We start from the raw sequence: 12,309 nt of genomic DNA, 5'->3' as shown, positions 1-12,309 counted from the left end.
AAGGCACCACGCCACCCCACCCGAACGGCCCGCAGGCCCGGCACCGTCACGACCGGTACCGGACCCGCACCTCGCATGACAACCGACGCCGATCAACCGACCTGACAGGGCAGGCCGGTGGCGGTGTCACCGCCGGAGCCAAGGACGACGTACCCGAAGGTGGTGCTGGCACCGGGGGCCAACGACCCGTTCCAGTCGGCGTTGTGGACCATCACGTCCTGCCCGGTATAGGTGGCGTTGCCGTTCCAGAGGCTGTCGACGGTCTGCCCGCCGGGCAACGTCCAGTCGACCATCCAGCCCAGCATCGGCACGTCACCGCTGTTGGTGACCGTGACCTCGGACTGGTACCCACCGCTCCAACTCCCCGTGGTCCGACGGCTGGCGGTGCACTTGCCGGGGATCGGATCGGTCGGGTTGCCGGGTTCGTGGATGCCGGTGACCTCACCGTTGCCGCCGTCGAAGACGACGTCGGAGCACGAGTAGAAGGTCTCGGCACTGTCGGACCGCTGCCACACCATGTAGACGATGTGCCGCCCCGACTTGCCCGACGGAAGCTGCCCGCTCCACGCGTAGTTGGCCTCGACGGTGCCGGGACTGCCGTTGAGCGGCGGGTGGTCGACGCTGAGGAACGGGGTGTCCTCCATGTCGTCCCAGGTGAGGGTCTTCGTCGGGTCGTAGCCGTCCTTGGTGAGGTACACGTAGAACCAACCCGGGTGCGCGGCCCAGGCGTTGTAGGAGAAGTCGACGGTGGCCCCCGAGGTCAGATGGGTCAACGGCCAGTCGGTGCGCGGTTGGTTGAAGCCGGTGAAGTTGGGATTGCCGCCGCTGCACAGCTCACCGTCGGGCACGAAGCCCCGGGTGCGCCCGGCTCCGTCGGAGCGCAGCACGGAGAACCAGTTGTAGAACGGCGTTGTCCCGCTGACCTGTTGGGCGGCTCGGCAGGCGGGGTTGATCGGCTTGATCTCACCGGTGTCGGTGAGGGCGTCCTGCCAGCACAGGAAGGTACGGCTGCCCGGCTTCATCGGAGTCCCGTGAGCCTCGGCGCGACTGCCCGTCGACACCACGAGCCCCAGGGCGGGAACGGTGGCAAGCAGCGAAACCATGACGAGAAGCAACACTCTGGCGCGTGCGGGAAACACCTTCCGCGCCAAACTGATCATGCCCATGTCACATCACACAACTTCCTTCACATACGGCGGCGTGGGGTGCACTACGCGCGAACGAGCGAAGCGGGAACCCAACATGGGAGCGCTCCCACCCACCCGCACCGGGAAGCTAGCGCCAACCCCCTGACTTGTAAACGCCCATCCCCACCAGACCCAACCCCCCAGACCCCACCCCAACCAGCCACCCACCAGACAACAGAACCCCCAGCGCACCCCCACGCCCCCGGCGTCGATGAAGGCCTGCGCCCCCCGGGGCAGGCCGGGACTCCCCGGCGTTGACCGATGACTCCCCCAGGGGTTGGCCGGGATCGATACGGGAGTGGGGCGTGGGGGCGCGGCGAAAATCCGCCGCTTACCCGGTCACCAATCGAGTTCAGCCGTGGCAGCAGACAGCGGGGCCCGAGAGGCGGCGGATTCGCCGTGCCCACACGCCCCCGACCCCCCACCGGCGGCCGCCGCACCCCCACCGGCCGAAGCCGCCCCCTCACCGGCCGCCGCCGAAGCCGCCGACCCCCCACCACCGACCGCCGCCGCCCCCGCACCCGCACCCGCCGCAACCGGCAACTCCAGCGTGAACTCCGTCCGCCCAGGAACGCTGCTCACCCCGATCCGCCCCCCATGCGCCCCGACGATCGCCGAAACGATGGCCAACCCCAGCCCCGCCCCACCAGAACCCGCACCGGCCCGCCCACCCGACCGTGCCCGAGCCCGAGACGCGTCCCCCCGAGTGAACCGCTCGAACACCGTCGGCAACAACGCGTCCGGAATCCCCGGCCCGTCGTCCCGCACCCGCACCACGCACCGCTCCCCCACCACCCCCACCTCAGCCACCACAGTCGTCCCCACCGGCGTATGCACCCGCGCGTTGGCCAACAGGTTGGCCACCACCTGATGCAACCGAGCCCCGTCCCCGACCACCAGCGGTATCCCACCGTCCAGCTCCAGCCCGAGCCGCCACTCGTGCCCGTCCCCCGCCACCCGCGCGTCCCACACCGCCTCGGCGACCACCGCCGCGAGGTCCACCTCGCCGGACTCCAACGGCCGCCCCTCGTCGAGCCGCGCGAGCAGCAGCAGATCCTCCACGAGCCCGGTCATCCGCGCGGACTCCGCGGACACCCGCCGCCACGCCATCAGCGGCTCGATGCGATCGGTCCCCCGGTTCATCAACTCCGCGTACCCGGCGATGGAGGCCAGCGGCGTGCGCAGTTCATGGCTGGCGTCGGCCAGGAACCGCCGCATCCGCTCCTCGCTGCGCCGCACCTGCTCCTCCCCGCGCTGCCGTTCGGCGAGCGAGGATTCCACATGGTCGATCATCCGGTTCAGCGCGGCTCCGACCTGCCCGGCCTCGCTCCCGGGGTCGGTGTCCCGCTCGGGGACCCGGGTCAGCCCGGTGACGACGCCGCGTCCCAGCGGCGAGCGCGACACCTCGACGGCGGTGGCGGCGACCCGCCCGAGGGGCCGCAGCTGGCGCCGGATGACAACGGCGCACAGGCCTCCGGCGAGGGCGAGCCCGGCCGCCGTGACGCCCACTTCCACGGCGACGAGCCCGCCGATCATGTCCTGGACGTCCCCCATCGGCAGCCCGGCGAGGACCCGCACGCCGTCGCGTTGCAGCACGGCGACCCGATAGGTCCCGAGCCCGGGCACGGTGAGCGAGTGCATCGCCCCGTCGGCGGTGACGCCGGCCAGCGCGGCGCGCTGTGTCGCGGTGAGGGAGAGCGGCGCGGCGTCCTGGCTCACGACGGCGGCGGTGAGGATCGCGCCGGAGCTGTCGAGGCGGGCGGCGAGCATCCCGGCGGGGTGCCCGCTCTCTTGCAGAAAGGTCAGGTCCCGCTGGAGATCGGGGTGGAGGGAGGCTCCGCCCAGGGCCCGCTGGGCGGCGTTGCCGACGCGCTGGTCCAAGTTGCCGATCAGGTAGGCACGTTGGACCAGGACGGTGGTGACGGACATGGCGGCGCACACGACGACCAGTGTGGCCCCGACGAAGAGCAGCAGCCGAACCCGCAACGACCGAGCCCGAAAAGACCGCACGCGCGAGCCCCGAGCCCGAGGCCACGACCACCGCCGCCCAGTTTCCTGACGCTCCGTCATATCCATTGACCCACAAGCCCCTTGACGCTCAACGACACCATCCCCCTGCCCACGACCCCACCACCCGCGCGTCTCCCGGCGTCCGCTCATCGCCCGTCCTCCGCGGCCCGGATGGCGTAGCCCGTGCCCCGCACCGTGTGGATCATCGGCGCCCGCCCCCTGTCGATCTTCCGCCGCAGGCTGGAGATGTAGACCTCGACGAGGTTGCCGCCGCCGTCGAAGGAGCTGCTCCACACGTGATGAAGGATCTGAGCCTTGCTGAGCACCTGCCGGGGGTGGTCGAGCAGGAGGCTCAGGAGGTCGAACTCCTTGGCGGTGAGCTGGACGGGCGTTCCCGCGCGGTGCACTTCGCGGGCGTCCGGCGCGAGGACGAGGTCCCCGAGGACGCGCGCGGAGTCGTCGCGCACGCCGCCGTCAAGACCCCCGGCCCATCCGGCGCCACCGCCACCGGCGCGCCGCAGCAGCCCGCGCAGCCGGACGACGACCTCTTCCAGGGAGAACGGCTTGGTGACGTAGTCGTCGGCGCCGTTGCGCAGGCCGTCGATGCGGTGTTCGGGGGCGTCGCGGGCGGTGAGCATGAGGACGGGCAGCCGAGGGTGCTCGTGGCGCAGCCGGCGCAGTACCTGGATGCCGTCGAGGTCGGGGAGCATGCCGTCGAGGACGACGACGTGCGGGGCGCAGCCGCGGGCGAGCCGCAGGGCGGTGTGTCCGTCGGCGGCGGGGTAGGGCCGCCAGCCCGCCTCGGTGACGGCGACGGAGAGCACCTCGGTGAGCGCGGGCTCGTCGTCGACGATGAGGACGCGGACCCGGCCGGTGCGGGACGCGGGGGTGGCTGCCATGTACCGATCGTGTCCCGGTCCACTGAGCAAGTCCTGTGTCCCACCTGGGTCCAGGCGATGTCTCGGGACGGGAACGACGAGGGCCGTATCCCCGATGATCTGGGGATACGGCCCTCGACTACCGTGTGCGGCCGCTCACTTGACCACGTGAGCGGCTGAAACCGCCTACTTGCGGATCAGGTTGCGCAGCACGTACTGCAAGATGCCGCCGTTGCGGTAGTAGTCGGCCTCGCCGGGGGTGTCGATGCGGACGACCGCGTCGAACTCCACACCGGTGTCGGTGGTGACCTTGACGGTGGCGGGGGTGGTGCCGTCGTTCAGCTCGGTGATGCCCGCGATGGAGAAGGTCTCCTCGCCGGTGAGGCCGAGGGTCTCGGCGGACTGGCCTGCCGGGTACTGCAACGGGACGACGCCCATGCCGATGAGGTTGGAGCGGTGGATGCGCTCGTAGGACTCGGCGATGACGGCCTTGACGCCGAGCAGCGCGGTGCCCTTGGCGGCCCAGTCGCGGGACGAGCCGGAGCCGTACTCCTTGCCCGCGAGGATGACCAGCGGGATGCCCTGGTCGATGTAGTTGCGCGAGGCGTCGTAGATGAACGACACCGGCGCGTCCGCCTGCGTGAAGTCGCGGGTGAAGCCGCCCTCGGTGCCGGGCGCGACCTGGTTGCGCAGCCGGATGTTGGCGAAGGTGCCGCGGATCATGACCTCGTGGTTGCCTCGGCGGGAGCCGTAGGAGTTGAAGTCACGCCGCTCGATGCCGTGTTCGGTGAGGTACTTGCCGGCCGGGGTGTCGGCCTTGATCGCACCGGCCGGGGAGATGTGGTCGGTGGTGACCGAGTCGCCCAGCTTGGCGAGGACGCGGGCGCCGGCGATGTCGGAGACCGGGGTGGTCTCCATCGTCATGCCCTCGAAGTACGGGGGCTTGCGCACGTAGGTGGACTGCGGGTCCCACTCGAAGGTGTTGCCGGTGGGGATGGGCAGCGACTGCCACTGGGCGTCGCCGGCGAAGACGTCCTGGTAGGACTTGTTGAACATGTCCTCGCCGATGGCGTTGGCGACGACGTCGTTGACCTCGGCCTCGGTCGGCCAGACGTCGGCGAGGTAGACGGGCTTGCCGTCCTGGTCGATGCCGAGGGCGTCCTTGGTGATGTCGACCTTCATCGACCCGGCGAGGGCGTACGCGACGACCAGCGGCGGGGAGGCGAGGTAGTTCATCTTGACGTCGGGGTTGATCCGGCCCTCGAAGTTGCGGTTGCCGGAGAGCACCGAAGTGACGGCCAGGTCATGGTCGTTGACGGCCTTGGAGACCTCCTCCGGCAGCGGGCCGGAGTTGCCGATGCAGGTGGTGCAGCCGTAGCCGACGAGGTTGAAGCCGACCTTGTCGAGGTAGGGGGTGAGCCCCGCCTTGTCGAAGTAGTCGGTGACGACCTTGGAGCCGGGCGCGAGGGTGGTCTTGACCCACGGCTTGCGGGTCAGGCCCTTCTCCACGGCCTTCTTCGCGACGAGCGCGGCGGCGACCATGACGTACGGGTTCGAGGTGTTGGTGCAGGAGGTGATGGCCGCGACCGTCACCGCACCGTGGTCGATCTCGTAGGTCGAGCCGTCGGGGGCGGTGACGGTGACCGGGTTGGTCGGAACGCCGTTGGTGGCGGCCGGGGCGTCGGAGGCGGGGAAGGACTCCTTGCCGGCCTCGTCGGCGGTCTCGACGTAGTTGCGGACGTCGAGGGCGAACTGCTGGGAGGCGTTCGCGAGGACGATGCGGTCCTGCGGGCGCTTGGGTCCCGCGATCGACGGCACGACCGTCGACAGGTCCAGCTCCAGCTTCTCGGAGAAGTCGGGCTCGGCCTTCGGGTCCAGCCAGAGGCCCTGCTCCTTGGCGTACGCCTCGACGAGCGCGACCTGCTGCTCGTCGCGGCCGGTCAGGCGCAGGTACTTGAGGGTCTCGTCGTCGATCGGGAAGATCGCGGCGGTGGAGCCGAACTCCGGCGACATGTTGCCGATGGTGGCGCGGTTGGCGAGCGAGGTGGCGGCCACGCCTTCGCCGTAGAACTCGACGAACTTGCCGACGACGCCGTGTTTACGGAGCATCTCGGTGATCGTGAGGACGAGGTCGGTGGCGGTCGTGCCGGGCTTCAGCTCACCGGTGAGCTTGAAGCCGACGACGCGCGGGATGAGCATGGAGACCGGCTGGCCGAGCATCGCGGCCTCGGCCTCGATGCCGCCGACGCCCCAGCCGAGGACGCCGAGGCCGTTGACCATGGTGGTGTGCGAGTCGGTGCCGACCAGGGTGTCCGGGTACGCCTGTCCGTTGCGGATCATGACGGTCCGCGCGAGGTGCTCGATGTTCACCTGGTGGACGATGCCGGTGCCCGGCGGGACGACCTTGAACTCGTCGAACGCGGTCTGGCCCCAGCGCAGGAACTGGTAGCGCTCGCGGTTGCGGCCGTACTCCAGCTCGACGTTCTGCGCGAACGCCTCGTGGGTGCCGAACTTGTCGGCGATGACGGAGTGGTCGATGACCAGCTCGGCGGGGGCGAGCGGGTTGATCTTCGCCGCGTCACCGCCCAGCTCCTTGACGGCCTCACGCATGGTGGCGAGGTCGACGACGCAGGGAACGCCGGTGAAGTCCTGCATGATCACGCGGGCCGGCGTGAACTGGATCTCCTGGCTGGGCTGGGCCTGCGAGTCCCAGCCGCCGAGGGCCCGGATGTGGTCGGCGGTGATGTTCGCGCCGTCCTCGGTGCGGAGCAGGTTCTCCAGCAGGACCTTCAGGCTGTACGGAAGGCGAGCCGAGCCTTCCACCTGGTCCAGCCGGAAGATCTCGTACGACTCGTCGCCCACCTGCAATGTGCTGCGGGCGTCGAAGCTGTTCGCCGACACGACAGTCTCCTTCATTGATGTGCGCTACCACCACGATCCTGCCGCCACGGCGTCTTGGCCGATCCACTGAGGTTCGGCTAAGTTAGGTAACCCTTACCGGGGTGACGGCTGCGGTGCTCCTCGGCAGATATCTCGATGTCGAGATAACTCTAGTGCATAGGGCCGGGCTGGTCATGCCCGGCCCCACTGTGGCGTGCGTCCCCTCGGCGCTCACGCACCTCTTCGGGAGGGGTCCCGGGACCGGTGGACTACAAAGGCCGGGCGGGACATCCCCCGCGCACCGGCGGCCATCCCGTACGCACCGGCGGCCATCCGGGGGCCGAGTCGGGGTATCCGGAGGGGGCGAGGAACATCAGGCCGACCCGAAGGGAGTCACCGTGCCCCTCACCTTCCGCAAGAGCTTCCGGATACTGCCGGGCGTACGACTGAACATCAACAAACGCTCCTGGTCCCTCACCACGGGCGGAAAGAGCGGCCCGCACTACACGCGCAGCAGCTCGGGACGCCGGACGACATCGATGGATCTGCCGGGTCCGTTCGGCTGGCGGCGCACCACGAGGACACGCCGGAAGTGACACATCACCCGGTCGGCGGCAGGGAGGCCTCCTCACCTCAGAAGACCTCCCCGCCACCCCGGTCCGCCACCCCTCAGCACCCCCTGACGGGGCGTCACCCGAACGGCGGGCGATGCGGGCGTGATCTCATATCTGAGATAGCCTCGACGTCATGGCAGACGACTACCTCGTACGCATCGGCAAGCTCATCCGTGACGCACGACAGCACCGGGGCTGGACACAAACGCAACTCGCGGACGCTCTCGGCACCAGTCAGAGCGCGGTCAATCGCATCGAGCGCGGCAATCAAAACATCAGCCTTGAGATGATCGCCCGAATCGGTGAAGCCCTGGACAGTGAGATCGTCTCTCTGGGCTACGCGGGTCCGATGCATCTGCGGGTGGTCGGCGGACGTCGGCTGTCCGGCTCCATCGACGTCAAGACGAGCAAGAACGCGTGCGTGGCCCTGCTCTGTGCCTCGCTGCTCAACCAGGGGCGCACGGTGCTGCGCCGGGTGGCCCGCATCGAAGAGGTCTACCGCCTCCTGGAGGTCCTCAACTCGATCGGCGTGCGCACCCGTTGGATCAACGACGGGGTCGACCTGGAGATCGTGCCGCCGGCCGAGATCGACATGGACGCGATCGACGCCGAGGCCGCCGTCCGGACCCGTTCGATCATCATGTTCCTCGGCCCGCTGCTGCACCGCATGGACCACTTCAAGCTGCCGTACGCCGGTGGCTGCGACCTCGGCACCCGCACCATCGAGCCGCACATGATCGCGCTGCGCCGGTTCGGGCTCGACGTCGCCGCCAGCGAGGGCCAGTACCACGCGACGGTGGACCACGCCATCCGCCCCGCCCGGCCGATCGTGCTGACCGAGCGCGGCGACACCGTCACCGAGAACGCGTTGCTGGCCGCCGCCCGCCACGAGGGCGTCACCGTCATCCGCAACGCGTCCTCCAACTACATGGTCCAGGACCTGTGTTTCTTCCTGGAGACGCTGGGCGTGCGGGTCGAGGGCATCGGCACCACCACGCTCACCGTGCACGGCGTCGCGAACATCGACACCGACGTGGACTACTCCCCCTCCGAGGACCCGGTAGAGGCGATGAGCCTGCTGGCCGCCGCCGTGGTCACCGAGTCGGAGTTGACGGTGCGCCGGGTGCCGATCGAGTTCCTGGAGATCGAGTTGGCGGTCCTGGAGGAGATGGGCCTCGACCACGACCGCACCGCCGAGTACGTCGCCGACAACGGCCGCACCCGGCTCGTGGACCTGACCGTGCGGCCCTCCAAGCTGGAGGCGCCGATCGACAAGATCCACCCGATGCCGTTCCCCGGCCTCAACATCGACAACGTGCCCTTCTTCGCGGCCATCGCCGCCGTCGCGTCGGGCAAGACCCTGATCCACGACTGGGTCTACGACAACCGCGCGATCTATCTGACCGACCTCAACCGCCTCGGCAGCCGGCTCCAACTCCTCGACCCGCACCGCGTGTTGGTCGAGGGCCCGACCCGCTGGCGGGCCGCGGAGATGATGTGCCCGCCGGCCCTGCGCCCCGCGGTCGTCGTCCTCCTCGCGATGATGGCGGCGGACGGCACCTCGGTGCTGCGCAACGTCTATGTCATCAACCGCGGCTACGAGGACCTGGCAGAACGCCTGAACTCGGTAGGCGCCCAGATCGAAACCTTCCGGGACATCTAAACGCCACGCCCCGCCCACGCCCCTCCCTGACCTGCACGAGCGCGGGACGGGGAGGGGCGCGGTCGTTTTTCTCGGCGTCTCCCCCAAGCCCTCCGCACCTCCTCCCCGGCTCTGCGGGGCATCTCCCGTGCGGTAGGCGGGTGTTCAAGGGAATCCCTGTCAAAGCCTCGGAATTATCGAGTACCGGGATACGAGACGGGCCGTCGAATTCCTTGACCCGGTGAAAGCGCCCCTGCTTTGATCGGCGGCATGAAGAAGCAGCCCGGATTCACGCGACGACGTCACGTCGATCTCGCGCGCGTCTCCAGCGCCTTCTGTCGGCCCTGTATCTGAGGTCGCGGCGATAGGGCGCCCTTCGCACCCGCCCGCGCTCCCGGCCTCCTCCCACGGCCCCTGCCCGCTCGGCACCGCCCGCTGAATTCCGCGGGGCCGCCTTCCGTGCCCTGAACCGGCACCCCTCCTCTCTCCCCCCCCTTTCCGGACACCCGCACGCGTCGCACCGGCCGCGCCGCTCGCTGTCGCGTGCCGCCGCCGAAGGATGCCCCATGCCCAGTGCCCCGTCCTCCCCTGCCCGTTCCCGCACCGCCCAGGTGATCGCCGACGACGCCGAAGCGGTGGCCGTCGCCGCCCGGCTGGCCGACTCCTTCCGTGCCGGAGCGGCCCGCCGGGACGCCGAACGGCTGCTGCCGCACGCGGAGTTGGCCGAGCTGTCGGCCTCCGGGCTGCTCGCGGTCACGGTGCCGCGTGCCCAGGGCGGCGCCGAGGTCAGCACCCGCACCCTCGGCGAGATCGTCCGGCTGCTTTCGGCGGCGGACCCGAGCATCGGGCAGATCCCGCAGAACCACTTCTTCTTCGTCGAGGTGCTCAAGGAGAACGGCACCGAGGCGCAACGCGCCTTCTTCTACGCCGAGTTGCTCGCCGGTGCCCGGTTCGGCAACGCCCTCGCCGAGAAGGCGACCCGGCACGCCCTGGAGTTCGCGACCCGGCTGGAGGAGCGGCCCGACGGGACGTACCGCCTGGACGGGGTGAAGAACTACGCCACCGGCGCCCTGTTCGCCGACTGGATACCGGTGTTCGCGCTCGGCCCCGGCGACCGGCTCACCGCCGCCTTCGTGCCGTCCGACGATCCCGGGGTGGACGTCGTCGACGACTGGGACGGCATCGGGCAGCGGATCACCGCCAGCGGCACGGTCCGGCTGACGGACGTCGTCGTTCCCGCGCATCTGGTCGTGCCGCACCACCTCACCTTCGAGCGGCCCGAAGTCTTCGGCGCCTACGGGCAGTTCATCCATGCCGCCGTCGACACGGGGATCGCCCGGGGCGCGTTGGAGGAGGGCGGCGAGCTGATCCGAACGCTGGCCAGGCCGTGGGGCGAGGCCGGGGTGGAGCGGGCCGCCGAGGAGCCGCTCGTCATCCAGAAGTTCGGCGAACTCACCCTGCTGGTGCGGGCCGCGGAGGCGCTGTTGGAGAAGGCGGGCGACGCGATCGACGCCGCCCACCGCGCCCCCGCCGACGCCCGGGCCGCCACCGACGCCTCCCTCGCGGTGACCGCCGCCCGCGCCCAGGCCGACACCGCGGCCGTCACCGTCGCCGGTGAGGTCTTCGCGCTCATCGGCGCCCGCGCCGCCACCCGCGCCCAGAACTTCGACCGGCACTGGCGCAACGCCCGCACCCACACCCTGCACGACCCCCGCCGCTGGAAGATCCAGCACCTCGGCAACCACTCCCTCAACGGCGTCGCCCCGCCCGCCAACGGGATCGTCTGACCCCGCCCGATGTCGATTCCGAGCCCGAGCCCCCGGCCCTGCGCCCCGAGCCCTGTGCCCCGAGCCCTGAGAGAGCGAGCCTCATGACCACCGCACCCACCGCACCCACCGCACCCGTGACCACGGACACCGACTGGATCGCCGTTGCCCGTACGGTCGCCGCGCGCCTCGCCGAGGACGCCGCCGAGCGGGACAAGGCCAACCAACCCCCGTTCGCGGAAGTGCGGTTGCTGCGGGAGGCCGGGCTGCTCACCCTGCTGGTGCCGAAGGAGCGGGGCGGTGGCGGGGCCGACTGGCGTACCGCGTACGGGGTGATCCGGGAGATCGCCGCCGGAGACGGTTCGATCGGCCAACTCATCGGCTACCACTACCTGTTGTCATGGAACGTCCGTTTCTTCGGCACCGCCGAGAAGACCGCGGAGCTGGAACGGGCCGCCGTCGAGGGGCAGTGGGTGTGGGGCGGCGCCTTCAACCCCCGTGACCCGGACGTCACCCTCACCCCGGACGGCACCGGCGACGGCTTCCTCCTGAGCGGCCGCAAGAGCTTCGCGACCGGTGCCAGGACCGCCGACCGGATCGTCGCCGGTGCCGTCAGGACCGACACCGGCGAACCCGTCGTCGTCCTCGTCGATCCGGTGCACGCCGGTGTCGAACGGCCCGACGACTGGGACCACTTCGGGCAGCGGCTGTCGGCGAGCGGCAGCATCACGTTCCGGGACGTGCCGGTAGCCGCCGCCGACATCCTCGGCGTGCTCTCCGAACAGGAGGGCGCCCTCGACCCGTTCGCGACCCTCGTCACCCCGGCCATCCAGGCGATCTTCGTCCACTTCTACCTGGGGATCGCCGAGGGCGCCCTGGCCGCCGCCCGCGACTACACCCGGACCGTCACCCGGCCCTGGCTGCTGTCCGGCGTCGAGTCGGCCACCCAGGACCCCTACGTGCTGGCCGCCTACGGTGAACTCGCCGTCTCCGCACGGGCGGTGCGCGCGCTGGCCGACCAGGCCGCCGACGCCGTTCAGCGCGGCCTTGAGCGCGGGCACGCGCTGACCGCCGGGGAACGCGGCGAGATCGCCGTCACCGTCGCCGTCGCGAAGGCCGCCTCCACCCGGGCCGCGCTCGACATCACCGCCCGCGTCCTGGAGGTCACCGGCGCCCGCGCCACCGCCTCCGACCTCGGCTTCGACCGGTTCTGGCGCAACGCCCGCACCCACACCCTGCACGACCCCGTCGCCTACAAGCTGCGCGAGGTCGGCGACCACTTCCTCAACGGCACCCACCCGCCGTTCACCCTCTACACCTGATCGCCGACCC

9 protein-coding genes are annotated in these 12,309 nt (G+C 70.4%); 5 read left to right on the top strand and 4 right to left on the bottom strand.

The genetic code is table 11. The annotated features are described in order from the left end of the window. Nucleotides 1–92: 92 nt before the first annotated feature. From ACIQOU_RS04760 to acnA, 4 genes are all read right to left on the bottom strand, one after another. On the bottom strand, nt 93–1,160 hold the full coding sequence (locus ACIQOU_RS04760) for a lytic polysaccharide monooxygenase (protein WP_401534648.1): 1,068 nt from the start codon (nt 1,158–1,160) through the stop codon (nt 93–95). A 366-nt stretch (nt 1,161–1,526) separates the two neighbouring features. Then, complete coding sequence (locus ACIQOU_RS04755; RefSeq protein WP_401534645.1) at nt 1,527–3,116, bottom strand: ATP-binding protein; 1,590 nt, start codon at nt 3,114–3,116, stop codon at nt 1,527–1,529. 227 nt (nt 3,117–3,343) lie between these two features. Beyond that, complete coding sequence (locus ACIQOU_RS04750) at nt 3,344–4,096, bottom strand: response regulator transcription factor (protein WP_401533875.1); 753 nt, start codon at nt 4,094–4,096, stop codon at nt 3,344–3,346. Between the two features lie 165 nt (nt 4,097–4,261). After that, on the bottom strand, nt 4,262–6,976 hold the full coding sequence (acnA, locus tag ACIQOU_RS04745) for an aconitate hydratase AcnA (RefSeq protein ID WP_401533873.1): 2,715 nt from the start codon (nt 6,974–6,976) through the stop codon (nt 4,262–4,264). 377 nt (nt 6,977–7,353) lie between these two features. On the opposite strand from acnA, the gene ACIQOU_RS04740 reads away from it, so the two are divergent. From ACIQOU_RS04740 to ACIQOU_RS04720, 5 genes are all read left to right on the top strand, one after another. Further along, the gene (locus tag ACIQOU_RS04740) at nt 7,354–7,551 is read left to right on the top strand and encodes a DUF4236 domain-containing protein (protein ID WP_401533871.1); all 198 of its coding nucleotides are present in this window, start codon (nt 7,354–7,356) and stop codon (nt 7,549–7,551) included. A gap of 151 nt (nt 7,552–7,702) precedes the next feature. After that, nucleotides 7,703–9,232 (top strand): helix-turn-helix domain-containing protein, encoded by a 1,530-nt coding sequence (locus tag ACIQOU_RS04735; protein WP_401533870.1) that lies wholly within the window; start codon nt 7,703–7,705, stop codon nt 9,230–9,232. 249 nt (nt 9,233–9,481) lie between these two features. Continuing rightward, nucleotides 9,482–9,565 (top strand): putative leader peptide, encoded by an 84-nt coding sequence (locus tag ACIQOU_RS04730; RefSeq protein WP_401534643.1) that lies wholly within the window; start codon nt 9,482–9,484, stop codon nt 9,563–9,565. Between the two features lie 212 nt (nt 9,566–9,777). Then, nucleotides 9,778–10,998, top strand: a complete 1,221-nt coding sequence (locus ACIQOU_RS04725) for an SfnB family sulfur acquisition oxidoreductase (protein ID WP_401533868.1) — start codon at nt 9,778–9,780, stop codon at nt 10,996–10,998. 83 nt (nt 10,999–11,081) lie between these two features. After that, complete coding sequence (locus ACIQOU_RS04720; protein WP_401533867.1) at nt 11,082–12,299, top strand: acyl-CoA dehydrogenase family protein; 1,218 nt, start codon at nt 11,082–11,084, stop codon at nt 12,297–12,299. Nucleotides 12,300–12,309 lie beyond the last annotated feature (10 nt).

The organism is Streptomyces sp. NPDC091279, assembly GCF_044757465.1.
Taxonomy (GTDB): Bacteria; Actinomycetota; Actinomycetes; order Streptomycetales; family Streptomycetaceae; genus Streptomyces.
The sequence above is the reverse complement of the archived record's forward strand: the minus strand, read 5'-3'. Positions and strand labels throughout refer to the sequence as shown.